Below are 24,397 nucleotides of genomic sequence, written 5' to 3'. Positions count from 1 at the left end.
GATCAACAAAGTGAACAAGGCAATGACAGATGAGTGACTCCGGCCGCGCCGACGCGCTGTTAGCAGACCTGCCCCGCGATGGCCGCGGCCGGCTCAAGGTGTTCCTGGGCGCCGCTCCGGGGGTCGGCAAGACCTACGCCATGCTCCAGGCCGCCCACACTCAACTGCGCCAGGGCGTGAAAGTCCTGGCCGGGGTGGTCGAAACCCATGGCCGCGCCGAAACCGAAGCACTCCTCGCCGGTTTACCGCAGCAGCCGTTGGTGCGCTCGGAGTACCGTGGCGTAATGCTCGAAGAAATGGACCTCGATGGCTTGCTCGCCGCCAAACCGAAACTGGTGCTGGTCGACGAACTGGCCCACACCAATGCCCCCGGCAGCCGTCACACCAAACGCTGGCAAGACATCCAGGAATTGCTGGCTGCCGGCATTGACGTGTTCACCACGGTCAACGTCCAGCATCTGGAAAGCCTCAACGATCAGGTGCGCGGTATCACCGGCGTACAGGTGCGTGAAACCCTGCCAGACTGGGTGTTGCAAGAAGCCTACGAACTGCTGCTGATCGACCTGCCGCCGCGCGAGTTGCTGGAGCGTCTGCGCGACGGCAAAGTCTACGTGCCGGAGCAGGCGCGGGCGGCCATCGATGCGTTCTTCACCCAGACCAACCTCACCGCCCTGCGCGAACTGGCGATGCAAACCGCCGCCGCTCAGGTCGATAACGATTTGGCGCAGGGGTATCGCCAGTTGGGGCAAGCGGCGCCAGCGGTGCGTGGTCGCTTGCTGGTGGGCGTCGATGGCGATGCGCAGGCCGAGCGTCTGGTGCGTCACGCCAGTCGCGTCGCCCAGCGGCGGCATCTGCCATGGAGCCTGGTGCATGTGGACAACGGCCGGGTGCGTGATGAACAGTCGCGCCTGCGCCTGCAAAGTGCCCAGCAACTGGCCGAACGCCTCGGTGGCGAAGTGGTGTTGCTGCGCGCCGGTGAGGTGGCGAAAACCCTGATCCAGCACGCCGCCGAACGTCGCGCCAGCCTGGTGCTGGTGGGCCAGTCACGCCAGCGTTTGCGTCGACGGTTGTTCGGCGGCGGTCTGGCGTCGCGCTTGCTGCGCGATGCTCGCGGGCTGGAAATCAACGTGCTCGACAGCGATCACGAACAGCATCAGCCACGTCAGCGTTCGGTGCAGTCGCTGGTGTGGTTCGATTACGCCTTGGCGCTGGTGGCGACGGTGCTCGCCAGTGCCCTGGCCTGGGCGGTGTCGAGCGTCTTGCCGCTGCCCAACATTTCGTTGGTGTTCCTTGCGGCGGTGTTGCTGGTGGCGGTGCGCAGCAGTCTTGGCCCGGCGCTGGCCTGTGCGGCGCTGTCGTTTCTGACTTATGACTTTCTGTTCATTCCACCGAAATTCTCATTTGCCATCCAGCGCGAAGAAGACGTGCTGACCTTGCTGTTCTTCCTGTTGATGGCGGCACTGACCGGTAACCTTGCAGCGCGGCAACGGCGGCAACTGGAAGCCTTGCGCGATACTCAGGAAGAGACCAGCGAACTGCTCGACCTGTCGCGCAAACTCACCGCCGCCACCGACCGTCAGGCCGTGGTCAGCGCCGCGGCCCAGCATCTCAACGGCTGGAGCGACCTGAAACTGTGCCTGCTTAATCGCGATGGCCAGAGCGGCTGGAAAGTCGAAACCGGTGGGCCGCTGGAGTTTTCCGAGGCCGAGCGCGCCGCCGCCGATTGGGCCTGGCAACACGATCAACCGGCAGGCGCGGGCACCGGCACCTTACCGTTCGGACGTTGGTGGTGGTGGCCATTGTCGGTGGACGACGGGCCGCTGGCATTGCTCGGCGTGTGTGCCAAAGAAGGCCAGACCCTGAGTGGCCAGCGTCGGCGCTTGCTGACCGCGCTGAGCCAACCGTTGGCCCAGGCGTTGGCCCGGGCGCAACTGGCCGATGATCTTGAGGCCGCGCGCTTGCATGGCGAAACCGAACAGTTGCGCAGCGCGCTGCTGGCGTCGGTGTCCCACGATTTGCGCACGCCGTTGACCTCCATGCGCGGCAGCATCGACAGCCTGTTGGCGCTGGGCGAGGCGATTCCGCTTGCGGACCGCCGCGAACTGCTCGAAGGCACCCGCGATGAAGCCGAACGGCTGGATCGCTACATCCAAAACCTGCTGGACATGACTCGCCTCGGTCACGGCGCCCTGAAGCTGGCGCGGGACTGGGTATCGCCGGCAGACATCGTCGGCAGTGCACTTAATCGTCTGCGCGCGGTGCTGGCGTCGTTGCACGTCGTGACCGAAGTGCCGGCCGAACTGCCGCTGCTCTATGTGCATGCCGCGTTGATCGAGCAAGCACTGGTCAATGTGCTGGAAAACGCCGCGCGTTTCTCACCACCCCTCGGACGTCTTGAATTACGCGCCGGCGCCACTGACAGCGAGCTGTTTTTTTCGGTGAGCGATGAGGGGCCGGGGATTCCGGAAGAGGAACGGGCGAAGGTTTTCGACATGTTCTACACCGCTGCTCGTGGCGATCGTGGCGGGCAGGGTACGGGGTTGGGGCTGGCGATCTGTCAGGGTATGGTCGGTGCCCATGGCGGGCGGATCAGCGTCGCCGACGGCATCGAAGGGCGCGGCACCTGCATCACGCTGCACTTGCCGTTGCAGACTCAGCCGGGATTGGACAGTGAAGCCTGATCCCGCCTGCGCTACTCTCTTGCCACCTCTTTGTGTTGATGTGAATTCATGAGCCAGACCGCGACCATTTTGGTCATTGACGACGAACCGCAGATCCGTAAATTCCTGCGCATCAGCCTCGCCTCCCAAGGCTACAAAGTGCTGGAGGCCGGCACCGGCTCGGAAGGCCTGGCCCAGGCCGCATTGAACAAACCCGACCTGCTGGTGCTCGACCTCGGCCTGCCGGACATGGACGGCCAGCAGGTATTGCGCGAGTTTCGCGAGTGGTCGACGGTGCCGGTACTGGTGCTCTCGGTGCGCGCTAGTGAAGGGCAGAAAGTCCAGGCGCTGGATGGCGGCGCCAACGACTACGTGACCAAGCCGTTCGGCATCCAGGAGTTTCTCGCCAGGGTGCGCGCCTTGCTGCGTCAGGCGCCAACGGGTGAGGCCCAGGAAGCAGCGCTCAATTTCGGTCCGCTCACTGTCGACCTGGCTTATCGCCGGGTGCTATTGGACGGCGCCGAAGTGGCACTGACGCGCAAGGAATACGCCGTGCTGGCGCAATTGGCGCGGCATCCGGGGCGGGTGATCACCCAGCAGCAATTGCTCAAGGATATCTGGGGGCCGACCCACACCGAAGACAGTCACTATCTGCGGATCGTAGTCGGGCATTTGCGGCAGAAACTGGCGGATGATCCGACTCAGCCGCGGTTCATTGTCACCGAGGCGGGGGTGGGGTATCGGTTGTTGAGTGAAGTCAGCCTTTAGTTCTGTTGATCGTTCCCACGCTCTGGGTGGGAACGATCGTCAGTACGCTTTACCGCCAATCTTCATTGCGCTCACTCTCATACCGATCCAGCGTATCCCGGGCAATCTCCCGCCCCAGCGCGATCAGCTCCGGCGCCTTGTAGAACTCGAAAAAACGGCACACCCGCTTGGGCACGTTGATCAGGATATCCGGTGGATACCCGGCAATCTTGTACTGCGCCAATGACGTCTGCATCACCTCGAAACTCTGGTTGATCAGGTCCAGCAAAGACGCTGGCCCGACGTTGTCGATGATGAACGACCCGGTGGCGGATTTCGGTGCGCCGTCGCTTTCCGGGGCTGCGGCCGGTTGCTGGGCTTCGGGCTGGGCGGATTCGATCCACGGGTTGATCTCGGCCGCTTCTGCCATCAGCGCTTCCTTTTCGAGAAGCAGCAATTGCTCTGCCTGTTTGCGGCGGAAAGGCAATTTCGAGCCCAGCGAGCTGATCAGGCTGTCGAAGCGAGTCTTGAATGCCGCCGGGCGCTGGATCACCGGCAGTTGATAGTGACGCTGGTTGGTGGAGTTGAGGTTGACCGCGATGATCAGGTCGCAATGGCTCGACACCACCGGCACGATCGGCAACGGGTTGAGGATGCCGCCGTCCACCAGCATTCGATTGCCCTGCATCACGGGGGTGAACAGGCTGGGGATCGCCGCCGACGCACGCATGGCCTGGTGCAGACAACCTTCCTGGAACCAGATTTCCTGCTGGTTTGTGAGGTCCGTGGCCACGGCTGTGTAGGGGATGCGAAGGTCTTCGATATTGATCTCGCCGACGATCTTGCGGATCTGCCCGAAGACCTTCTCCCCGCGAATCGCGCCCAGGCGGAAGCTGACATCCACCAGACGCAACACGTCGAGGTAATCCAGGCTCTCGATCCAGTCGCGATAATCATCGAGTTTGCCGGCGGCATAGATCCCGCCGACCACCGCGCCCATGGAGCAACCGGCGATGCAGGCAATGTCGTAGCCACGCCGTTCGATCTCTTCAATGACGCCGATATGGGCGTAGCCCCGGGCACCGCCCGAGCCCAACACCAGTGCGACACGCTTTTTCATGAATCGACCTCTTTGACAAGGTTCAACAATGCACCCAACGAGGGGCTCGCTTCAATCGCTATGGTCGTTCGACGGGAGCTGGCGTCGTTTTTTGACACTCAACGAAGGCGAGTCGGTATCCTCGCGAGCGCTATAGTTTCCACTGCGGGTCCAAGGCACTTTTCGCGCGCCAGAGCGGTCTTACCTGCACGACTGTCTACTATCTTTGAGGTGTGAGTGATGAAAGCCTGGATTTGTGTGCCTTTGATTGCGTTGGCGCTTGCCGGTTGTGCCGGTAAAACCGCTTACCGTGACAGCTGCGGTAGCCAGATCGACGCTGCCTGGCACGAACTGGATCTGGCCAAGGCCGAGGGTTTCGCCGGGACTGTCAGCTACTCCAAGGCGCTGTCGTTGCTGACCGGTGCCAAGACCCAGCAACAATTCGAAGCGTACGAAGGTTGTACCAGGAAGGCCGAGAAGGCCCGCTTCTACATTCGTGAGTCCCGCGCCGGCCGTTGAGGCATGATGGAGCGTACTCAGGGTAATTCGATTCAGGGAGTACGCGATGTCTGCCGTGGTTGATCGGTTGGTGGCTCAAGTATTGGGCCTGGAAGTCCGTTTGCTGGCCTGTCAGGCTCGCTTGAGTGCCCGCACCGATCCCGAAGCGCTGCACGATCTGCGCACCACCGTGCGCAGATTGCGCAGTCTGCTGCGACCCTTGCGCGGTTTGCCCGGGGTAGAACAACTGGAAGCAGCGTCGTCCCGGGTCGGCCAACTGACCACACCGTTGCGTGATCGTGAAGTGCTGGCAGCGTACTTGCTCCAGCACAATCAACCCGAGGCCGCGCATCGGCGCATGGCGCGGATGGCTGAGGCTTATCCCGCCGTGGCGATGAGCCCGGAGCTGACCCAGTTGTTGATGATCCTCGACGCCTTTCCGCGGTTCCTGCGGGCCTCCCAACGCCAGGGTTTGCTCAAGGGCTTGCGCCAGCGCATCGAAAAACGCCTGGCCAAACAATGGAAGAAACTCGACCAGGCCCTGCACGATCCCGCCCATGACCGCCATCGTCTGCGCCTGCTGATCAAGCGTGCGCGTTATGGCATCGAAGCTTATCCCGAACTGGATCGTTTGCCGGAAGCGGCCATGCCCAGGCTGAAGTCGGCTCAGGCTGCCTTGGGGGATTGGCACGACAGCTGGCAATGGCTGGCCCGCGCCAAGGAAGAGCCTGATTTGCAGCCATGTGTCGAAGTCTGGAAAACCACCATGGCCCAAGCCGAAGAGCGCGCCGACCGTGTTCTCGACAAACTCAGCAGAGCCTGTTTCAAATCCTGAAACCACCACGAATCCCCACGAATCCAATGTGGGTTCCAGCCGAGCACGGCTCATCTGTCAGTAATTTTGGCCGGAATAAGCGCTGTGCCGGCCTTGCGGGCTGGTTAAGATCGCTCCATCCATTTCCCAGTCTCTGAGGTTTCCATGCGCTTTTCCGATCTGCTCGACGCTGTTCGCAGCCAGCCGCAGGAAGTGTCTATTCCACCTGAGTGGGGCCAGGGGCGGGCGAGTTTTGGTGGTCTGATCGCCGCCTTGCAATACGAAGCCATGCGCGCAAAAGTCCCGGCGGATCGTCCGGTGCGCTCGCTGGCAATCACCTTTGTTGGCCCGGTCGAGCCCGATGTACCGGTCAGTTTTGAAGTTGACGTATTGCGCGAAGGCAAAGCCGTCAGCCAGGTGCTGGGCCGGGCGATGCAGAAGGGGCAGGTGGTGACGCTGGTCCAGGGCAGCTTCGGCGCTTCGCGAACCTCCGAAGTGGTGGTCGCGGCCAACCCGGCTCCTGAGATGAAGCATTGGGACGACTGTCAGGAACTGCCGTACATCAAAGGCGTGACCCCGGAATTCATGCGTTACCTGGCCATGCGCTGGAGTGTCGGTGGCATGCCGTTTACCGGTAACAAATCGCGGGACATGGGTGGTTGGGTACGCTTGCGCGGGGATGGGGAGGGCGAGTCGGTCAGCGAAGCCCATATCCTGGCGCTGGTCGACGCCTGGCCGCCGTCCTTGTTGTCGCATCTGAAGAAACCGGCGGCAGGCAGCACGCTCACCTGGACCATCGAATTCGTCCAGCCGTTGCTGGCGCTGAGTACGCTGGACTGGTGCAAGTACCTGGTGGACATCGAACATGCCGCTGACGGCTACGGGCACGCCGCCGCCAATCTTTGGAGCGAAGACGGTCAGTTGATCGCCATGAGTCGGCAGACCGTCACGATTTTCGCCTGATCAGCGATGGCGACGGTGGCGTTCGCGCCAGGCGCGCCACCAGCCGCCACTGAAGAAAAACCGGGGGAAGGTCAGGAACTGCTCGACCAGCAAGCGTGATACTGCGTCTTTGCGATCACTGAACGGCTCGGAGGCTTGCGCCTCCAGGCTATGACCGTGACGCTGCAGGCCCAGGGCGGCAATCAGGCCGATGACGCCAATTGCGAAGCTCGCCAGATCCAGGCTGAACACCCCCGAGACCATCAGCAAAAACGCCACGATGAACAGCGGCACGGCAATCAGGTGCAACACCAGATTGATCGGGTGCTGGTGATTGTGCGGGTACAGGCGCCATTGCCAGGCGGGAAGGTTGGGATGACGTTTACCCATGATGCTTATCCTTGGTTCGTTGAGGCTCATGAACAAAGAATAGGTCGGGCGAAAGACGTCGGCGAATCAAGGCTGGCTATCGGCGCGATAGGGGTCATGGTCGATATTCATGTTGACTGCCTTCGCGGGCCCTTAAAGCTTGAGCTGCCCGATGGCCTTGCTCAATTCCCCGGCCAACATCGCCAATTCATTGCTGGTAATCGCCGAGTTCACGGTCTGCTTCACGGTGTTCTCGGTCACGTCGCGAATGCTCACCACGGCCCGATTCATCTCCTCCGCCACATGACTCTGCTGCTCGGCCGCCACCGCGATCTGCGTATTGCTTTCACGCATTTGCGCCACCGCACCGGTGATTTCAGCCAGGGCCACACTGGCTTCCTGGGCCTGTTGCATGCAGTCGTCCGCCTTGTACGAACTTTCCTGCATGAAATCCACCGCGTCCCGAGTCCCGGCCTGCAGCGCTGAAACCATGGTGGTGATCTCGTCGGTGGACGTCTGGACCCGTTTGGCCAGGTTGCGCACTTCATCGGCGACTACCGCAAACCCTCGGCCCATTTCACCGGCCCGGGCCGCTTCGATGGCCGCGTTCAGGGCCAGCAGGTTGGTTTGTTCAGCGATGCTGTGAATCACGTTGACCACGCCGTTGATCTTCTGGCTGTCCTCGGCCAGGCGCTGAATCATCTCGGCGGTTTGCTGCACGCCGGTGGACAATCCGCCAATCGATTTTTGCACCCGAGTCACCACTTCCTGACCGCTGCCAGCCAGGGTGTCGGCGGTTTGCGAGAGGTCGCGGGTGGCGCCGGCATGTTGGGCAATGTGATGGACCGTGGCGGTCATTTCGTTGATCGCCGTGGCGGCCTGATCGGTTTCGCTTTGCTGGCCGAGCATGCCGTGACGCACTTCATTCATGCTCGCGGCCAGTCGCGCGGCGCCGACGTCCAGTTGCCGGGCGGTGCTGGCGACAGTGTTGACCACCCGCTGGTAGCCGGCCTGCATGGCATTGAAGGCGTTGGCCATCTGCCCGACTTCGTCCTTGCAGGCCAGGGGCACACGGGCCGACAGGTCACCGGTTTTCTCGACGTGGAGCATCACGTCTTTCAAGGTGTTGAGCTGGCTGAGCAGGAAGCGGATCAACAGTTGCGACGCAGCGAGCATCGCCAGCATCAGGATGAACACCGCTACCGCGTAGTGAGTGAAGCGCTCGCCGAACACCTGGCTCAGGCTCGGGCTGTAGGCAACGACCGCGACCTGTTGACCGTCGGGACGAGCGAACACCTCGGCACCCATCAACGGATTTTCCCCGAACAGCGGCATGGCATTGATCTGGACCCAGCCGAGGGTATCGGTCAGTTCCAGAAGCGGTTGCCCGTTCAGTAAAGGCGCCTGCCCACGATTGAAGGTCAGCAGGTTGTCGGCCTTGGGCAGCGGCTGCCCGACAGGCCAGGCACTGAGCAATCGTGCCTGGGCCTGGGCCGATACTTGCGCGGCGTGACTGCGGGCCTGTTGTTCGAGCTGCACGGCGTACAGCACCAGCAACAGGGTGGTGACAAAGGCGACGGCGTTGACTGCCCAGAATTTGTATTTCAGCGAGATATTGCTAAGCCAGGCACCCATGGAGGTCTTCTCTGATAGCGGAAACAGTTTTGGCAAGGTGCCATTATTGTGCCGCTACTCAGTGCGTCGAATCTTGATATGGGTCAATGACCGCCACGGTTCTCAAGTGGTTACTGGGGGATCGAGGGCAACCCGAAAAACGCCCGGGCGCTGGCGGTGCTGTGGGCGGCGAGATCTTCCATGCTTTCCCCGCGATGCAACGCCACTTCACGCAACACTTCAGTCAGATACGCCGGCTCGTTGCGACCGTTCTTCGGCTTGGGGCGCAAGCTGCGGGGCAGCAGATACGGCGCGTCGCTCTCCAGCATCAAGCGCCCGCGTTTAATCTCCTTGACCAACGGATGCAGGTGCGTGCCCCGGCGTTCGTCGCAGATCCAGCCAGTGATGCCGATGTGCAAGTCCAGATCGAGATAGCTGAACAGCGCCTTCTTTTCTCCGGTGAAGCAGTGCACCACGGCAGCCGGCAATTGATCGCGGTAATCGTGCAGGATCTCCAGCAGTCGTTGACTGGCGTCGCGCTCGTGCAGGAACACCGGCAGTTGCAGTTCGACCGCCATTGCCAGATGTTCTTCTAGGACTTTTTCCTGTTGCGGGCGGGGCGAGAAATCACGATTGAAATCGAGGCCGCATTCACCCACGGCCACTACGTTCGGCTCCTTGAGCAAACTGCGCAGACGCTGGGCGCTGTCGGCGTTCCAGTCGCTGGCTGAATGCGGGTGAATGCCGGCGGTAGCGAACAGTCGTTGAGCGCTTTCGTCCAGTTGCCGGCACAGTTCCAGCGCCTGTTCGCTGCCCTCGACGCTGGTCCCGGTAAGCACCAGTTGGCAGACCCCGGCAGCGTAGGCACGGTCGAGTACAGCCTGGTGTTTGTCGGCAAAACTGGGGTTGGTCAGGTTGACGCCGATATCGATGAGTTGCATGGTGCTACCTCGGACCAAAGGCCGGAAAGCATATCAGAGCTGTAGATTTATAAGAAAAACCAAGAACTACAACGAGTTAAAGCTGTCTGTTGAGGCCGCGAGGCAGGTCGGGGTTGGTAGACTTGCCATCACTGTGCCACTCTCTCGCACTTTATCAGCGCTTCAAGCGCTCTGTTTCTGTTGCCCGATGTCATGAAATCACTCATGAGGTTGGCCAGTATTCTTTCCGGAGAGTGGATGACACGTCCCTCGGTTTTGTTACTGCTGTGTTGTTCGTTGCTGCTGCCGATGCCGGCGGTTGCGCGTCTGGCCGGGCCGTTGCAAGCCGTACCGGCAGCCAAGGTCCGCGACCTGGCGGAGATTCGCAGTAGCCGTGTGCTGCGGGTGCTGGTCAACCAGAGCCGCAACAGCTCCGGCGAAGTCCAGGGCCAGGCCATCGGCGTTGAATACCACCGCCTGCGGGCTTTCGAGCAATACCTTAATGGCCACGCCCGTGACGGCCAGGAAATCACCCTCAAGATCATTCCCAAAGCCAAGGATCAACTGCTCGGAGCGTTGCAGCGCGGGGAGGGCGATCTGGTCGCGCCGGGGGAATTGCTTGATCCGCAATCGGGGCACGCGGTCAGCACCAGTGAGCCGATTGCCAGCGACGTGCCGTTACTGCTGGTGGGGATCAAAGGCGAACGGCGTTACACCCACCTTGAACAACTCTCGGGTAAAACCCTCGCGCTGCCCACCGGTAGTGCTGCCGGGGATGCGGTCAGCCAGATCAATCAGAAGCTCGCGCTGCACAAACTGCCCCCGGTGAAGATCGAGTGGGTCGACCCAAGCCTGGCCGTCGAGGACGTACTGGAAATGGTCCAGGGCGGGATCTTCCATCTGACCATCGTCGAGCAACCGATCGCCGAGCGCTGGGGCAAGATCCTGCCCAAGTTGCGCTTCGATCGACAGGTCCTCATCCGTGAGCCGGGCGAGGAATACTGGTTCGTACGCCGCGACGCCTCGATGCTGCGGGCGAGCATCGACCGTTTCTTGACCACCTACAAACAACCGTCGGACCAGGATGCGGCGTTCCTGCGGATCTACCGGCGCCTGTATCAAGTGCACTATCCCTTGGCCAAGGCCGATCGTCAGCGCCTGGAAAAACTTCGACCGGTGCTGCAAAAACACGCTCAAGCCCAGGACATGGACTGGCTGAACCTGGCAGCGCTGGCCTTCAAGGAATCGGCGTTGCAACCCTCCGCCAGAAATGGCGGTGGCCCCACCGGCCTGATGCAAATAACACCTTCGGCCGCCCAACGGGTTGGCGTCAGTGACATTCAGAATCTCGATGCCAATGTGCAGGCCAGCGCCAAGTACCTGGCGATGATCCGCCGCAAATTCTTTGCCAGCCCCAAACTCAACGAGCGTGAACGGATGGCGTTCGTGCTGGCGGCCTACAACATGGGACCGGAGCGGGTCCAGGGCATGCGGGCCGAGGCTCGGCGGCGCGGCCTGAATCCTAATCAGTGGTTTTTCCAGGTTGAGCGCATCGCCATGGAGCAGGTGGGAATGGGGGCTGTCAGCTATGTTAATAGCGTGAACAAGTATTACCTGGCGTTCGATCGGGAGCGGGAATCGTTGGAGCCTCAGGGGCAGAAAGTTGCCTTACGTAAATGATCGACTAATCTGATTGTTATGGTGCGTTTTTTGCGCTTTTAACATGAGATAAACCGATTAATATGGCGACCAACCAACACACTCTCACAATGGATGACACAGCATGAGCACACTGATCAACAAGGTACTGTCTACCCGCGCTGGCTACGGCCTGACGATTCTGCGGATTTTCGTCGGCATCATCTTCGCGGCCCACGGCTCACAGAAACTCTTCGGGGCATTCGGCGGCTACGGCATTGCCGGCACCGCGCAGTACATGGAAAGCATTGGATTGGCGCCCGGTCACCTGATGGCAATCCTGGCTGGTGGTACTGAATTCTTCGGCGGTCTGGCGCTGATCATCGGCCTGCTGGCACGTCCGGCGGCGTTGGGGCTGACCTTCCTCTCGCTGGTTGCGATTTTCTCGGTGCACATCAGCAACGGTCTGTTCATGGCCAACAACGGTTATGAATTCGCCCTGGCCTTGCTCGGTGGCAGCCTCGCAGTGCTGATCGAAGGCGCAGGCAAGCTCTCGGTCGACCGCGCCATCGCCGACTGACCGCTCTGACTCGACAAAAAGGCCCGCGCAGTGTGATGCACTGTGCGGGCCTTTTTTTGTTGCTGGCGATTCTTGACACTGTCCGGTCAGCTTCTCTAGGATGCTGCTCATGCGCCGATTTAAACAGCTACTTGCGGGGCGCCAGGTGACTCATTCAGTTGCCGATAGAAGCTTGAAACAGGCTTCGAAATACCGCTAAAGCGCTGGTTCGGTGTTGCCTCTCACCTGCCATGCAGACTTTTGAGGCAGAGACACGACACAATGAATGCATTGAACCCCGTTGTACGCCCCGCGCCGATTACGGCACATCTCACCCAGCGCAATCCAAAAATCCTGCTTGGCGGTAAACATCAGCCGACGCTGTTGCGTTACCTCGATGGCTGGCCACGTCGCACCGGCGGTCCGGCAGCATTCCTGATCCAGTTTGTCGAAGATGGCGAGTCGCTGGAGCGCTTCGCGACTGACAGTTTCGATCTGGCGGTGATTCAGGCACCCAGCGCCGAGGACGCGCCTGAAGTGATCAGGCAACTGACCCGCGTCGCGCGCCAAGGGCTGATTGCCCGCTGCTGAGGCTCAGGGCTCTACGGCTTAGAGCACCGTGGCTCAAAAATAGTCGATTGCCACGATATACACGCACTGCTCACCGGTTGGTGTCTGCACTCGCACTTCGGCGTCCAGTGCCTTGCCGATCAAGGCGCGGGCCAGCGGTGAGTCGATGCTGATCAGGCCTAGCTTCAAGTCCAGCTCATCCGGGCCGACGATGCGATAGCGCGACTCTTTGCCGTCCTCGTCTTCGATCGTGACCCAGGCGCCAAAGTAGACCTTGTTCGGATCGCTGGGCTTTTCACTGACCACCTTGAGCGCTTCCAACCGTTTGGTGAGAAAGCGCACACGGCTATCGATCTCGCGCAGCATCTTTTTGCCGTAGGTGTATTCGGCGTTTTCCGAGCGATCGCCCTGGGCCGCCGCCTCGCTGACCGATTGCGTCACTTGCGGTCGGCGCACATGCCAGAGCTCATGAAACTCGGCGCGCATCCGCGCTTCACCTTCGGGGGTGATCAGCGCGGTGCCGGCGGTGCGGGGAGGGCGATAACGGCTCATGGCGACTTCTTGTGGTTGAGTTCTTGAATCGGGTTTTTAAACAAGCGTACTTGAGTTTATCAACCCTCGCGCAAGACTGTTAGCGGGCTGGCGTTCAAGGCGCGGCGCGTGCCGAACACACCGGCACCGCCGATCAGCGCCGCGCCGATCAGCGGCATGACCAGCAGCCATGGATGCGGATGCCAGGGCAGATCGAAGGCGTAGCGGTAGAGCACCAGGCTCACCAGTTCCGAGCCCAATGCCGCCAACAGCCCGCTGACCGCGCCGAGCAAACCGAACTCGATCCGCCGCGCCCTGACCAGCAACTGCCGTTCGGCGCCCAGCGCTCGCAGCAATGCGCCTTGGCGAATACGTTCATCGAGGGTGGCCTGCAAGCCGGAGAACAATACCGCCATCCCCGCCGCCAACACGAACAACAGCACGTACTCCACTGCCAGGGTCACTTGCGCGAGAATGCTGCGTAACTGCTCCAGCAACGCTTCGACTTGCAGGATGGTCACCGCTGGAAAACTGCGGGACAGGTCGACGATCTGCTGGTCGTGACCGGGTGCCAGATAGAAACTGGTCAGGTAGGTCGCCGGCAAATCCTTCAAGGTGCCGGGTTGGAAGATCATGAAAAAGTTCGGCTGGAAGTTGTCCCAGTTGATCTCCCGCAGGCTGGTGACTTTCGCCTCCCGATTGACCCCGCCAACGCTAAACACCATGTGATCGCCGAGCTTGAGCTTGAGGCTTTCGGCAACTTTGCCTTCCACCGAAACACCGGGTAGTTCATCCGCCGGTTGCTGATCCCACCAGTTGCCGGCGGTGAGCTTGTTGCCCGCCGGCAGGTCCGCTGCCCAGGTCAGGCTCAGGTCGCGTTGAATGGCCCGGTCACCGGCCGAGTCCTTGCTGACGATTTCCTGCACCGGTTTGCCATTGATGCTGATCAGCCGTCCCGGCACCACCGGGTACAGCGGTGCCGATTGCGCCGACAGCTCCATCAACCGATCGCTGAAGGCTTGTTTGTCCGCTGGCAGAATGTTCAGGGCGAAATAGTTCGGGGCATTTTTCGGCAACTGGTTTTGCCAGGTGTCGAGCAGCTCGCCACGCAGCAAAGCGATCAACGCCATCGACAGCAGAATCAAGCCGAAGGCCAGGGATTGACCCGCCGCCGCCAGTGGATGGCGCAACAGTTGGCCCAACCCCAGACGCCATGGCAATGAGGCGCGGGCCAGCATCCGGCGCAGGCTCTTGAGCAGCAGCAAGAGCAAACCGCCAAGCACCAGTGCTGCGATCACGCCGCCGCCGAGCAGGGCGAAAGTCAGCACCAGGTCCAGGCTCAAACGCCACATGATCAGGCCGAGGGCGCCCAACGCCGCGCCATAGACCATCCAGGTGCTGGAGGGAATCGGTAGCAAGTCCCGGCGCAATACCCGTAGCGGTGGGACTCGCCCCAAAGCGGCCAACGGCGGCAGGGCGAAACCGGCCAGCGCGACCAGCCCGGTGCCGATCCCCGCAATGGCCGGCAACAGGCTTCCCGGTGGAACGTCAGTCGGCAGTAAATCATGCAGCAGCGCAAACAGCCCGAGCTGCGCCAGCCACCCAAGCAGGGCGCCGCTGATACTGGCGAGCAGTCCGAGAACCGTCAGTTGCAGACTGAACAGCACCATGGTTTCCCGGCGGGACAGGCCCAGACAGCGCAGCAATGCACTGGCATCGAATCGGCGGGTGGCGAAGCGTGTCGCCGACAACGCCACCGCCACGCCGGACAGCAGCACCGCTACCAGGCTGGCCATGTTCAAGTAACGTTCGGCCTTGCCCAAGGCACCGCCGATCTGCCGATTGCCATCGCGGGCATCCTGGATGCGCTGGTTGGCGGCCAGGCCTGGCTTGATCAATTGACGATAGGTTTCCAGCGCCTGGGCGTTGCCGCGCCAGAGTTCGCGGTAACTGACCCGGCTGCCGGGTTGCACCACGCCGGTCGCCTCGAGGTCGCTGAGATTGATCAGCACCCGTGGCGTCAGGCTGTAGAAGTTACCGGCGCGATCCGGTTCGTAGGTCAGCACCCGCGCCAGTTTCAGGGTTTTCATGCCGACATCGATGCTGTCGCCGATCTTCAAGTCCAGCGCAGTCAGCAGTCGCGCTTCAACCCAGGCTTCGCCGGGTTTCGGACCGCCACCGGGTGCTTCTTGCGCGAACGGCGCGGGGGCGCTTTTCAGTTCGCCGCGCAACGGGTAGACGTCATCGGCGGCTTTGATGCTGGACAGCTGAATACCGTTGTCGGTGGCAATGACACTGGAAAATTCCACCACCTGAGCATGTTCAAGGCCCAGCTCGATGCCACTGTTGATCTGTTCCGGCCGCGCCGGCGAACTGCCTTCCAGCAACAAGTCAGCGCCGAGAAACTCGGTGGCGCGCAGCATCATGGCACCGTTCAGGCGGGCACCGAAGTAACCGATGGCGGTACTCGCCGCCACGGCCACCAGCAAGGCGAAGAACAACACGCGCAACTCACCGGCGCGGGCATCGCGCAGCAGTTGGCGAATGGCGAGACTGAACAGGCGCAACAGCGGCAGGCGTGCCATCAAGGCTCCAGAGGGGCGACCAGCAGGCCGGCTTCAAGGCGGATCAGGCGCCGGCAGCGATGTGCCAGGCGTTCGTCATGAGTTACCAGCACCAGGGTGGTGCCGCGTTCCTTGTTGAGTTCGAATAGCAAATCGCTGATGCGCTCGCCAGTGTGGCTGTCGAGGTTGCCGGTGGGCTCATCGGCGAACAACACATCGGGCTCGGCGGCGAAGGCACGGGCAATCGCCACACGCTGCTGTTCGCCACCGGAGAGCTGGCGCGGCGAGTGGGTCAGGCGTTGACCCAGGCCGACCCGTTGCAACAGCTCGGTGGCGCGCTCACGGGCGTCTTTGCGGCCATCGAGTTCCAGTGGCAGCATGACGTTTTCCAGGGCGTTGAGGCTGTCGAGCAGTTGAAAGGATTGGAAGACAAACCCCACGTGCTCGGCGCGAATGCGTGCGCGCTGGTCTTCGTCGAGATTGCTCAGGCCTTGGCCGGCGAGAGTGACTTCGCCGCTGCTCGGCAGGTCGAGGCCGGCAAGCAGGCCGAGGAGGGTGGATTTGCCGGAACCGGAGGCGCCGACAATGGCCAGGCTATCGCCCTTGTTCAGTTCCAGGCTGAGTTCGTGCAGGATAGTCAGTTCACCTTCCGCGCTGGGAACCACTTTGCTGAGGTTCTTCGCGGTGAGAATGCTTGCGCCCATGGAGAATCCGATGCGTGTGTGGTTTTTGAGTGCTGGCCTGGCCTTGATGTGCATGGCCCAGAACGCAGCGGCGGGTACAGTCCTGATCGTTGGCGATAGTATCAGCGCCGGTTTCGGCCTGGATACCCGGTTGGGGTGGGTGTCATTGCTCGAGCAACGGCTCAAGCACGAAGGTTTCGACGATAAGGTGGTCAATGCATCCATCAGTGGCGACACCAGTGCGGGAGGCCGGGCGCGCCTGCCGGCGCTGCTTGCAGAGCATAAGCCTGAGCTGGTTATCCTCGAGTTGGGGGGCAATGACGGACTGCGCGGAATGCTGCCAACACAATTGCAACAAAACCTTGCAGGCATGATTCAGCAGTCGAAGAAGGCTGGGGCCAAGGTGCTGCTTTTGGGTATGCGCTTACCGCCAAATTACGGTGTTCGCTACACGACTGCTTTCGCTGAAGTGTTCCCTCAAGTAGCCAAAGAGAATGACATTCCCTTGGTGCCTTTCTTGCTGGAGGGCATAGGTGGCGTGCCTTCCATGGTTCAGAGTGATGGAATTCACCCTACTGCTGAAGCTCAGTCACGGCTACTGGATAACGTGTGGCCGATGCTGAAGCCGTTGCTTTGAAGTAATCCCTGAGAGGATCAGGAAGACCCGATTGTAGGGAGCAGTCGTTGAAGCTGTCCAGCGCGTTTGTGACAACTTTGGCCCACCTTTGTCCCAGTCTCTGGGGGCCTTATGGCGCACCTGCAAGGGGTCCTTATCGCCTGCGCGAGGGGCACACGGGGGAACCTTGGCGGTGATGCTCAATGAGATGGGGGCTCGGAGATTTTCTGTATTTTTCGCTAAGGGCCCTTGAAGCGTCCGTATAGCCAGAAGACCAAATGGACAGCCGCACAGACCACATAGGCAGCCTGTAGGGTGTCCATTGGGTTCTCCTATAGAGATTGAATGTCTATCGGATTTTTACTTCATCGGTATTCCACGCTGTCTTGGCATTTTCAATGTTGATCAAATCAAGCGTGGATTTTCCGGCACCATCGGCAGAGGGGTAGATGTTTGCAGCGCTGAAGCCCGATCTTTCACAGTATTCAAGAAGCTGGGACGCCTCAAATACGGGAAGGGTAAGCTTGATCAGGGGGGATGTTTGCTTAGAAAAAATAGCTTCCAATCCTTGAGGCGAGAGGCTTTGTGTGGGGAACAGGCTGTTTGGATGGACAGTAAATAGTCCTGCCTGTGCCGCAAGGTGAGGGCTTGTTGATCCCGGTGAGGTATGGAGGATCAAATCATCGTACAGACCGCTGTGCTCAACGTTCAGCGCCCAAACTGCTAACTGAGATGTTTCGTTCCAGTGTTTGTGGCACGCAAGGGCTGAACTTGCAGCGAAGTAACAGGCAGTGAAACTCTGAGTGGTCCAGTCAAGAAGCCGAGTAGGCACGCCGTGGTGCTGAGCCTTTGCCATCAAATTCAGTAGGCTGTTTTCTGGGATTGGCTTGTTCCTTTTCAGCCGATTTATGGCGGAAGAAGGATTGACGATGAGGTCACGAAATTCGGCGCTATCATTCGGAATAGTCAGACCTACGCGGTCCAGTTGCTCCATAAATTTTTCCAGCCAGCGATGCTCCAAAAAGGAAAGATCTTTAGGGCAGAACTGCTCAGTCGAATTTACGCATTGATTCTGATATGGGCGGAGTAGAGAAGGAACAAGCTTCCAAGTCGCGTCAGCCTGTCCACGAAAGATGAACCGATGTGGCCCTTCAACGAGAGGTCTGGTCGGCGACAAAGCTTCCCAAAAGCTCTCAGCAGTTTGAAACGGTTTGACCTCAAAATTATCGACACTCATCACAGTCATCCTAACTATGTTAAGTCTGGGATCTTCGAGGTATGGGTTCAGGTTTGTCTACCACCATCTCCTGAGTCGCCCCTGCCGATTCCTCTCGGTTCGGCCTTACGGGGCTCTTTATGATCAGCTCAAGGTGATGCGAGTAATCATCGGGAAGGCCACAGCCTCGGTCTGAAGACCATCAGCGATCAGCTTCACATGGACCTTGCCGTTAGCCGAGATTCCACGACAGTCATGATCTCAATGTCCCAGCCTTAGGCGTTCGGGTTGCGGGTCGCTTCGATCTTCCATACGTCGCCGTTGGCACGCTCACCATAGCTCAGGCTGGTGAACATCTTGGGTAGCTGAAGATGCGTTGGTCGGTACGCACCTTAGGCATGAGAACCGGTGACAAGGCGATTCAATAGCCGCAGATTGGTATGATGGTCTTCCCCACGCACCAAAAATATTCCATGGGTCTATAAAAGGAGATTGTATGAGTCCCAAGGCTTTTCTCGTCCTCATTACGTTTGCACTTGGTGCTTTTCTTTTCTGGCTGACGCGCGAACAACTGGGTGCTTGGAAGAATCGAAAGAAAGGCCTCGAATATGGTAATGCCGTGCTGGCTGCGGTTGGAAATCATTTTGTCGAGCTGAAAGACAAGCAAGTCTTCCTCACGGAGGACAAAGGCTATGGGGTTGTCGATGACTCAAGATGGAAGGAAGAGGTCGCGAAATTCATTGCCATGATCGTGCGTCCGAACCTCAGGACTCGCATTGAGAACCCAACTGATCTTGGCTACTTTCACCATTTCTCTAACGACATGATTCACCACCTTTTGGCGCAAGATGTTGTCCCGCGCCAGTTCTCAGTTGAGGATTATTTAGGGAATGGACACCAGTCGGCTGGTCAAGCGGAGAAGCTGCTGGTCCCCGTGCGCTGGTTACTGTCTATTGCCTTCGCAGCAGTAGCGGTTTACGCCGCTATCCAGCAAGTCTGGCTTCCTGCCCTCCTGATACTCATGGCCGGAGCATTGGTAAATCCACTGGCTTACGAGAAGGTCTTGCAAAAGGCCCCATGGCTTGACCGATTCAATATCGGACTGTGGGTGGTGCTGCTTATCGCAGTGCTTTCTAACTTCGCTTTTTTTCAGCACACGCAGGATCTTCACGAGAAAGAGCAGGCCCGCATTGCTGAGCAGGAGTTACGACTGAAAGTTGAGCAGGAGCAGATCGCAGAGCAGCAACGTATAGAAACTGAGCGGAAACAGAAAGAGATCGAAGCCCAGAGCAAGAATGCATTTTTGGTTAAACGAACCGAAATCCTTGACCAGTTGAAGCTCGCTATCCATGAGGCACGGTTTGCTGACGCGAAGAAGATTCTTGACGAATACAGCGCTGTCTCTGATGAAGACCTCATTGGGCTAAAAGCCGAGTACGAGTCGAAAAAGTCGGTATACGACTCCAAGATCGCGGAAGAGAAGGTCGAGCGTGAGCGTCAGGAGAATTACGTCAATCGTATCCGGCCCTATGCAATCGACAAGTACACCTCAGCTCAGTACCCGAAAACAGTGACCAAGTACCGCAGTCGGCTTGCAGAAATCGAGAAGCTACGGAGGACGGCAGCTGAGCGAGCCATTGATAGCGGCAAGTGCGACTATGTTGAGAACGTTCAGCTCAGTGACGAAAGCACCCTAAGGTCGCTCAAGTTTTTCATAGACTGCGCCAACGAGAAACGGATCTATCTGACAGATGCTGAATTAAAGAGCGATGGAGCGGTGCGCACACAGGATGAGAAGGCTTGGGATGAAGGCAAAGCCATCGTTGCTTGTCGGCAGATGGTCAAAGGAAATGCTGCGATCCCAAGCTCGGTCGATTTTCATAGCTTTACTGGAACCAGTGCTTCGACTGCGAAGACTTTGGGGAATGTTGAGGTACTCTTAGACTTCGATGCCAAGAACGCATTTGGGGCAGAAATCGGCTATACCGCCCGGTGCATTTTCCCGCCACAGCGGAAAGGAAGCATCGAAATTTCCCTGCGACAATAAAGCTTCTATCTGGGACGTTTTAGAAAGCTCCGGCGTCGCAAAAATGAATCGGGCCAATTGGTGATATGGAATTCAGTATTGGCTCAGCTCCGATGAATCGGTTCAAAGATCTCTTTGGGAGTTCTTACGGGCCAGTCGGCATAGACGCTGGATCTCTTTCTCCGCTGGACTCAGGGGACGCCGGGGCACCCTTTTACTGGCCTTCTTAAGGTTGTGCAAAGCAGCGCGCCGGATGTCCTTTTCGCATTCGATCAGGTGGACCACAGTGGCCTGGACGGACACGCGTTGAAAACCTAAGCCCTCAAGTTCAAGCCAGCGTTTGACGATCAGGTTTGACAGCTCGAAGCTGTAGCGGGCCAGCAAGGTGAAGGTCAGTTCCTTGTCGAGGATGGTCAGTGGTTGAAGACGACCATAGCTGTCGGGGGCCAGAGTCTCGACAAACTTGGGAGATGTATCCAGATTTGGATCGATCTTTAGAGCGTCGAGCATCTTGCGGATGTCTCGAAGGATGTGGAGGTGCTTCTTTCCGGTGATCTCAGCAATCTCCAAGGACGACATACCGGGCAAACCGTTTAGGGTCGTTGGGGTTATCGCTCCGACCTTGGTGATTTTCTCGAAGGTGGTTGCATCAGTGCAGGTCATGTTCATAGTCTTTTTTCCTTTTGGTAGCGCCCTTCAGGTCGCACCCACAGCCGGTCATCCAGACCCCGACAAAGGGAACCGGCGTGGCATGGAAGGCGCTATCAGAAAGACTGGATTGGTTGATTGATTGCCCAGCGACGGGCGAACAGGTGAAGCGGATAAAGGTCCTGCCGTTCTCTCATCAGGTCGGCCTTATGGGGCTCAAAGCGTGAGACTTCTTCGCGGAGCCTCGAAGGTGATGTTAGTAACCGTCGGGAACGCTAACCGTGGCGACGATCGGGTGTTGCTGACGTAGCGGGGACGACTGGGCAAGAATCTTTTTATTGCGGATTCGCTGTGTCTCTCAATAGTGAGGGTAATTAAACGACAGCTTGACGGACACCTCTAAGCCTGGGTGGGATTGGCTCGGTTCCAGTCAAAGGAGTCGTCAAGGGCGTCGAAGCGATGGCTTGAAGACAGACCCCGTGGGCGACCAGATGGAATAGCCGTTTGGCAGTCTTCTTGGAGCACTTCAAGGCGACCTCATGTAGCAAGGCGTCTTTGTCAAAGGTGACGACCCCAGAACCGTAAGCGCTAAAGGATGTGTTTCGATTGCTTATGACACGGCGAAGCTCAATCAGTTGAGGTCGTGAAGGTGCTGGGAGGACCAGTGACAAGGTGATGCAGTCGTCTTCGGTGAGCTGAGAGTTTGCTGGGCAGGCGAGGAGAGCGGTCATGGGTTCCCCTTTGAAGTTGTTCTTTAAGATGGCTTTTCGAGGAGGGGTTGTAATTACAATTACCCCTCTCCCTCTGGGTCTGGTCGATGAGCTGGTCGATAGCTCAGGGTCGTTGAGGTCTCGTTGAGGTTCTTTAAAGTATGCGGCGTTTAATCAGCGTACCGGTTCCCAAGGTCCCGTAGGTCGTAGTGCAGCTTTGCGAGTGTCGCGGGGTCTGGTGCAGGCAGGGTGTCGGTCCAGTCGTTGCGTCGCATCGGAAGGATGACCTCATGGTCCATCTCAGAAGCAAGGCAGCTTGGTCGTGACTTCATCAGATACGGCATTGCCAGTTCGATGGCCTTCACGTATCGCTGAGCTTGTCGCACGCCGATGCTCAGAAAGTCCTCAACGGATGCAGCGGTGATCTCTGGGAGCTGCGCAAGGATGCCGAAAAGATGCTTCACGGACAGTGGCTTGGATGACCCGCCCTTGCCGATTGGTCGGTCGTGCCAGTCCAGCCTTGCGATACCCTCAATGATGTCCGATGCGAAGTAAGGGTACTGGCCGTAGTCGGAGGTGGGTCCAATGAAGCCCTCGAAGGGATTAGCGATTATCTTGGTGGGGCGGCCTCGGCCACGCTTGGCAGTTGCAGCGATGGCCCCTGATTGAGCTGGGTTGAAGCTGGTCATGATGTCGTTCTCCTGTGCTGTGAGTGGGTGTCTCGCAACAGTGAGGGTTTATTAACGTCATCAGACTTTCGACCAGCAAACACAGGGCTTCAGGGCATCTTGAGGTTTTCTACGAGCACGCTCCTACGTCCACGGAGCAAGGCCAGGACCCAGCGAGTCGATTGGATTTCACGTAGGAGTGGGCCCGAAAGCCCCTTTCTGATCCACGGGACGTCTAATGCGGTTAGACGTTAGCGCTGCCGCCCAGCAACGCCTGAAAGCGCTCCCACTTGACGTCAAGGCTGTAGCTGGAAATAGGCTGTTCATAAAAGTAGGACTCGGGACCATTCCCCTTCAAGGATGGGAGGACTTCCTCTGTTACCCAGCCTCGGAAGAGATCAGACATCGGGTTATCTCCTTGCAATAGCACCTGATACAGGACAGCTTCAGTGCAAAGCCATGCGTCCTTCCAGCGTGACCCAAGGGCTTGAATAAGCAATGCCTCGAAGACCACTCCATTCCCGTAAGGGTCTTGGTCGATTTCCACTTCCATGATGTCCCGAACGTGGAACATTCCTTTCCTGTCCTTGTACCGTTGGACCTGCCGCTTAGCATCCTTGAGGCCCATCTTCTGCATCACATGAGTGGCGATGAAAAGAAGGCCAAGCTCTGGATGTCCTTCAATGGCAATGAGGTCAAGTCCGGGGGCGCGAAACGACGTGAACTTCAAATTATCGAGGGTAGCTTTCACTGTGACTCCTTATGCAAGTGGCTCTTGTGTCCACTCAATATGCCAAGTGGACATTTTGCCGTCAAACATCGCTTTTCGGGGCCTATGCCTTGAGCACCTTCTTGAGTTCCTCAGCGAGCTTCCCTACAGGGATGGCAGAACCATAGTTGTCAAAGGTGATGGTGCGGGATGAGTGCCCAGTGATGGCTTGAGCGTAAGCCACAGGAACCCCTTCAGCTTGCAGAGAGGACGCCATGAAGTGCCTCAGTGAGTGCAACGTCTGGGTTGTCTCACGGGTCTCCCCGAGGATTGTCTTCATCAGAGTGCCAAGGTTCCTGCTGGCCTTCATTGGGTTGACGCCATGGTCAGAGGGTAGGGCGCCCGACTCGACAGCCTTGAGGAACTCGCTCAGGTCAAACGTATTGAACGCACCGTCGATCAATGGAATGGTCCGGTCACTGTGCTTGTTCTTGATTGACTTGTTAGGGCCATCTTCATTGATATGGATGCACCAGAGGCCATCGACCTGCTTGATGTCCTTCTTGGTCAGATAAGCGATTTCACCGACACGAGCCCCAGTGATTGCCAGAAGGGACAGACCCCAGCGCTCCCATGAGTCGGCTGGCAGTTCTGCGGAATGGTTCATTAGGGCAACCACTTGGTCCTTGGTGAAGCCTTCACGCTTGCTGTCTGTCCCTTTGGTCAGCTTGAGCTTGGAGGTGTAGGCCTTGGTCAGATAGTCGTTGTTAACTGCCCAGTCCATGACGGTCATCATCTTGGTAAGGATGTTGTTCACAGTTGAGCGTTCACGACCCACAAGCAAGGCCGTCCTGATTGCCACCATGTGGTCATGGGTGTGGGTCCTGAGGTCAGTCAATCCGATTTCCTCAAAGGCGCCCTTGATGGCCTTGTAATTGACCAACATGCTCGCCTTGGTGGACTCCTTGATGTTGATGGTGTGCGCGCTTAGATACTTGTTGGACAGGAAGTCCCACGTCAGGGGGCCTCCAGACGGTAATACAGATAGAGACAGGGAAGGGGCTACAGGCGTGCTACAAGCCTCACCCTTGAGGTCCCTTACGATCTCGACCAGCTTTCCCGGCCTGCCCTCCAAGCGCTCCTGAGCGGCCTCAAGGATCTCTAATGCCTTGCTCACGGCCCGTTGCTGATTGACGCTCAGCGGTAGCTTGGCGCTCGCCTCACGAAGGGCAACATGCTGTTCATCGTGGATCATCTCGTAGGCCACCAAAGAGCTATCACCATGCGCCATCGTCAGGCAGGACTCAGCGATGTCTATTAGACGCTCACGGAGTTCGTCCCAAGTCGCCTCAGGGTTGTCGAAGTGGAACGCCTTGAGGGTCTGGAGGATTTCTTGGGAGATGGTCATTGCGGTGGCCTTGTCGGTAGTTCTGAGCGATAGCGTGAAGAAGCCCTTAACGGTGCCTTGAGGTCGGAGCCGAAGGTAATAGCGACCTGACCGACGATAGTGGTACGGCTTGGCGAGGGCGGTTTGTAACAGGTTTGTTCCACTTTGAGGATGCTGAGAGGTGGTCATTAGTCGGAACCCTTGAGTTT

General features: G+C 58.8%; 22 protein-coding genes. 10 read left to right on the top strand and 12 right to left on the bottom strand.

Annotated elements, in window-relative coordinates:
• Positions 1–29 precede the first annotated feature (29 nt).
• Together AC1DQM_RS26975 and AC1DQM_RS26970 are read left to right on the top strand one after the other, a co-directional pair.
• A complete protein-coding gene (locus tag AC1DQM_RS26975) occupies positions 30–2,681 on the top strand; it encodes a DUF4118 domain-containing protein (RefSeq protein WP_477747099.1) in 2,652 nt (883 codons plus the stop codon).
• A gap of 48 nt (positions 2,682–2,729) precedes the next feature.
• Positions 2,730–3,428, top strand: a complete 699-nt coding sequence (locus AC1DQM_RS26970) for a response regulator (protein ID WP_086944657.1) — start codon at positions 2,730–2,732, stop codon at positions 3,426–3,428.
• A gap of 49 nt (positions 3,429–3,477) precedes the next feature.
• Here the strand turns inward: AC1DQM_RS26970 and AC1DQM_RS26965 are convergent, their stop codons facing one another.
• Positions 3,478–4,527: a patatin-like phospholipase family protein gene (locus tag AC1DQM_RS26965; RefSeq protein ID WP_018929812.1), complete on the bottom strand. Its 1,050-nt coding sequence runs from the start codon at positions 4,525–4,527 to the stop codon at positions 3,478–3,480.
• 219 nt (positions 4,528–4,746) lie between these two features.
• Between AC1DQM_RS26965 and AC1DQM_RS26960 the strand changes: the two genes are divergently transcribed.
• The 3 genes from AC1DQM_RS26960 (at position 4,747) to AC1DQM_RS26950 (ending at position 6,781) form a co-directional block, all read left to right on the top strand.
• Positions 4,747–5,025, top strand: coding sequence for a hypothetical protein (locus AC1DQM_RS26960; RefSeq protein ID WP_111454876.1), 279 nt, complete (start codon positions 4,747–4,749; stop codon positions 5,023–5,025).
• A gap of 46 nt (positions 5,026–5,071) precedes the next feature.
• Entirely contained in the window at positions 5,072–5,839 is a 768-nt protein-coding gene (locus AC1DQM_RS26955; RefSeq protein ID WP_064616708.1) for a CHAD domain-containing protein, read from the top strand.
• A gap of 144 nt (positions 5,840–5,983) precedes the next feature.
• Complete coding sequence (locus AC1DQM_RS26950) at positions 5,984–6,781, top strand: acyl-CoA thioesterase (protein ID WP_019582555.1); 798 nt, start codon at positions 5,984–5,986, stop codon at positions 6,779–6,781.
• Here the strand turns inward: AC1DQM_RS26950 and AC1DQM_RS26945 are convergent, their stop codons facing one another.
• The 3 genes from AC1DQM_RS26945 to AC1DQM_RS26935 form a co-directional block, all read right to left on the bottom strand.
• Positions 6,782–7,150, bottom strand: coding sequence for a terminase (locus tag AC1DQM_RS26945; RefSeq protein WP_477747098.1), 369 nt, complete (start codon positions 7,148–7,150; stop codon positions 6,782–6,784). It abuts the gene before it with no gap.
• Between the two features lie 132 nt (positions 7,151–7,282).
• A complete protein-coding gene (locus AC1DQM_RS26940) occupies positions 7,283–8,764 on the bottom strand; it encodes a methyl-accepting chemotaxis protein (RefSeq protein WP_477747097.1) in 1,482 nt (493 codons plus the stop codon).
• A 110-nt stretch (positions 8,765–8,874) separates the two neighbouring features.
• Positions 8,875–9,684 (bottom strand): TatD family hydrolase, encoded by an 810-nt coding sequence (locus AC1DQM_RS26935; protein WP_018929806.1) that lies wholly within the window; start codon positions 9,682–9,684, stop codon positions 8,875–8,877.
• A gap of 237 nt (positions 9,685–9,921) precedes the next feature.
• On the opposite strand from AC1DQM_RS26935, the gene AC1DQM_RS26930 reads away from it, so the two are divergent.
• From AC1DQM_RS26930 to AC1DQM_RS26920, 3 genes are all read left to right on the top strand, one after another.
• Positions 9,922–11,343, top strand: coding sequence for an MltF family protein (locus AC1DQM_RS26930; RefSeq protein ID WP_018929805.1), 1,422 nt, complete (start codon positions 9,922–9,924; stop codon positions 11,341–11,343).
• A gap of 103 nt (positions 11,344–11,446) precedes the next feature.
• Positions 11,447–11,881: a DoxX family protein gene (locus AC1DQM_RS26925; protein ID WP_018929804.1), complete on the top strand. Its 435-nt coding sequence runs from the start codon at positions 11,447–11,449 to the stop codon at positions 11,879–11,881.
• Positions 11,882–12,142: 261 nt separating this feature from the next.
• Positions 12,143–12,451 carry a hypothetical protein gene (locus tag AC1DQM_RS26920; protein WP_007939981.1) on the top strand — a complete coding sequence of 103 codons (309 nt, stop codon included), beginning with the start codon at positions 12,143–12,145 and terminating at the stop codon, positions 12,449–12,451.
• A 33-nt stretch (positions 12,452–12,484) separates the two neighbouring features.
• Here the strand turns inward: AC1DQM_RS26920 and greB are convergent, their stop codons facing one another.
• Genes greB through AC1DQM_RS26905 form a run of 3 tightly spaced genes read right to left on the bottom strand, consistent with a single transcriptional unit; the run spans position 12,485 to position 16,229 of the window.
• A complete protein-coding gene (gene greB / locus AC1DQM_RS26915; RefSeq protein WP_018929803.1) occupies positions 12,485–12,982 on the bottom strand; it encodes a transcription elongation factor GreB in 498 nt (165 codons plus the stop codon).
• A gap of 59 nt (positions 12,983–13,041) precedes the next feature.
• Positions 13,042–15,546 carry an ABC transporter permease gene (locus AC1DQM_RS26910; RefSeq protein ID WP_230139267.1) on the bottom strand — a complete coding sequence of 835 codons (2,505 nt, stop codon included), beginning with the start codon at positions 15,544–15,546 and terminating at the stop codon, positions 13,042–13,044.
• Complete coding sequence (locus AC1DQM_RS26905; protein WP_007939984.1) at positions 15,546–16,229, bottom strand: ABC transporter ATP-binding protein; 684 nt, start codon at positions 16,227–16,229, stop codon at positions 15,546–15,548. Before AC1DQM_RS26905 ends, AC1DQM_RS26910 begins: the two co-directional genes overlap by 1 nt.
• 10 nt (positions 16,230–16,239) lie before the next feature.
• Between AC1DQM_RS26905 and AC1DQM_RS26900 the strand changes: the two genes are divergently transcribed.
• Positions 16,240–16,845 (top strand): arylesterase, encoded by a 606-nt coding sequence (locus AC1DQM_RS26900; protein WP_477747096.1) that lies wholly within the window; start codon positions 16,240–16,242, stop codon positions 16,843–16,845.
• Positions 16,846–17,173: 328 nt separating this feature from the next.
• On the opposite strand, the gene AC1DQM_RS26895 is transcribed toward AC1DQM_RS26900, so the two are convergent.
• Positions 17,174–18,061, bottom strand: coding sequence for an FRG domain-containing protein (locus AC1DQM_RS26895; RefSeq protein ID WP_477747095.1), 888 nt, complete (start codon positions 18,059–18,061; stop codon positions 17,174–17,176).
• Between the two features lie 475 nt (positions 18,062–18,536).
• Here AC1DQM_RS26895 and AC1DQM_RS26890 point away from each other — a divergent pair, with 475 nt between their 5' ends.
• On the top strand, positions 18,537–20,087 hold the full coding sequence (locus AC1DQM_RS26890) for a hypothetical protein (protein ID WP_477747094.1): 1,551 nt from the start codon (positions 18,537–18,539) through the stop codon (positions 20,085–20,087).
• A 102-nt stretch (positions 20,088–20,189) separates the two neighbouring features.
• Here the strand turns inward: AC1DQM_RS26890 and AC1DQM_RS26885 are convergent, their stop codons facing one another.
• From AC1DQM_RS26885 to AC1DQM_RS26870, 4 genes are all read right to left on the bottom strand, one after another.
• Positions 20,190–20,735 (bottom strand): Rha family transcriptional regulator, encoded by a 546-nt coding sequence (locus AC1DQM_RS26885; RefSeq protein ID WP_477747093.1) that lies wholly within the window; start codon positions 20,733–20,735, stop codon positions 20,190–20,192.
• An 859-nt stretch (positions 20,736–21,594) separates the two neighbouring features.
• Entirely contained in the window at positions 21,595–22,113 is a 519-nt protein-coding gene (locus AC1DQM_RS26880) for a hypothetical protein (protein WP_477747092.1), read from the bottom strand.
• A 223-nt stretch (positions 22,114–22,336) separates the two neighbouring features.
• On the bottom strand, positions 22,337–22,843 hold the full coding sequence (locus AC1DQM_RS26875; protein ID WP_477747091.1) for a BRO-N domain-containing protein: 507 nt from the start codon (positions 22,841–22,843) through the stop codon (positions 22,337–22,339).
• Positions 22,844–22,925: 82 nt separating this feature from the next.
• On the bottom strand, positions 22,926–24,377 hold the full coding sequence (locus AC1DQM_RS26870; protein ID WP_477747090.1) for a tyrosine-type recombinase/integrase: 1,452 nt from the start codon (positions 24,375–24,377) through the stop codon (positions 22,926–22,928).
• Between the last annotated feature and the right edge of the window lie 20 nt (positions 24,378–24,397).

The organism is Pseudomonas sp. 01L34 (genome assembly GCF_056400265.1).
Note: the sequence above shows the minus strand (reverse complement) of the source record. Positions and strands in the feature narration are given on the sequence as shown.

What these genes read in the sequence shown, in the direction of transcription:
- AC1DQM_RS26975 (WP_477747099.1), top strand. Translation starts at nt 30, where the DNA reads ATGAGTGACTCCGGCCGCGCCGACGCGCTGTTAGCAGACCTGCCCCGC.
- AC1DQM_RS26970 (WP_086944657.1), top strand. Translation starts at nt 2,730, where the DNA reads ATGAGCCAGACCGCGACCATTTTGGTCATTGACGACGAACCGCAGATC.
- AC1DQM_RS26965 (WP_018929812.1), bottom strand. Translation starts at nt 4,527, where the DNA reads ATGAAAAAGCGTGTCGCACTGGTGTTGGGCTCGGGCGGTGCCCGGGGC.
- AC1DQM_RS26960 (WP_111454876.1), top strand. Translation starts at nt 4,747, where the DNA reads ATGAAAGCCTGGATTTGTGTGCCTTTGATTGCGTTGGCGCTTGCCGGT.
- AC1DQM_RS26955 (WP_064616708.1), top strand. Translation starts at nt 5,072, where the DNA reads ATGTCTGCCGTGGTTGATCGGTTGGTGGCTCAAGTATTGGGCCTGGAA.
- AC1DQM_RS26950 (WP_019582555.1), top strand. Translation starts at nt 5,984, where the DNA reads ATGCGCTTTTCCGATCTGCTCGACGCTGTTCGCAGCCAGCCGCAGGAA.
- AC1DQM_RS26945 (WP_477747098.1), bottom strand. Translation starts at nt 7,150, where the DNA reads ATGGGTAAACGTCATCCCAACCTTCCCGCCTGGCAATGGCGCCTGTAC.
- AC1DQM_RS26940 (WP_477747097.1), bottom strand. Translation starts at nt 8,764, where the DNA reads ATGGGTGCCTGGCTTAGCAATATCTCGCTGAAATACAAATTCTGGGCA.
- AC1DQM_RS26935 (WP_018929806.1), bottom strand. Translation starts at nt 9,684, where the DNA reads ATGCAACTCATCGATATCGGCGTCAACCTGACCAACCCCAGTTTTGCC.
- AC1DQM_RS26930 (WP_018929805.1), top strand. Translation starts at nt 9,922, where the DNA reads ATGACACGTCCCTCGGTTTTGTTACTGCTGTGTTGTTCGTTGCTGCTG.
- AC1DQM_RS26925 (WP_018929804.1), top strand. Translation starts at nt 11,447, where the DNA reads ATGAGCACACTGATCAACAAGGTACTGTCTACCCGCGCTGGCTACGGC.
- AC1DQM_RS26920 (WP_007939981.1), top strand. Translation starts at nt 12,143, where the DNA reads ATGAATGCATTGAACCCCGTTGTACGCCCCGCGCCGATTACGGCACAT.
- greB (WP_018929803.1), bottom strand. Translation starts at nt 12,982, where the DNA reads ATGAGCCGTTATCGCCCTCCCCGCACCGCCGGCACCGCGCTGATCACC.
- AC1DQM_RS26910 (WP_230139267.1), bottom strand. Translation starts at nt 15,546, where the DNA reads ATGGCACGCCTGCCGCTGTTGCGCCTGTTCAGTCTCGCCATTCGCCAA.
- AC1DQM_RS26905 (WP_007939984.1), bottom strand. Translation starts at nt 16,229, where the DNA reads ATGGGCGCAAGCATTCTCACCGCGAAGAACCTCAGCAAAGTGGTTCCC.
- AC1DQM_RS26900 (WP_477747096.1), top strand. Translation starts at nt 16,240, where the DNA reads ATGCGTGTGTGGTTTTTGAGTGCTGGCCTGGCCTTGATGTGCATGGCC.
- AC1DQM_RS26895 (WP_477747095.1), bottom strand. Translation starts at nt 18,061, where the DNA reads ATGAGTGTCGATAATTTTGAGGTCAAACCGTTTCAAACTGCTGAGAGC.
- AC1DQM_RS26890 (WP_477747094.1), top strand. Translation starts at nt 18,537, where the DNA reads ATGAGTCCCAAGGCTTTTCTCGTCCTCATTACGTTTGCACTTGGTGCT.
- AC1DQM_RS26885 (WP_477747093.1), bottom strand. Translation starts at nt 20,735, where the DNA reads ATGAACATGACCTGCACTGATGCAACCACCTTCGAGAAAATCACCAAG.
- AC1DQM_RS26880 (WP_477747092.1), bottom strand. Translation starts at nt 22,113, where the DNA reads ATGACCAGCTTCAACCCAGCTCAATCAGGGGCCATCGCTGCAACTGCC.
- AC1DQM_RS26870 (WP_477747090.1), bottom strand. Translation starts at nt 24,377, where the DNA reads ATGACCACCTCTCAGCATCCTCAAAGTGGAACAAACCTGTTACAAACC.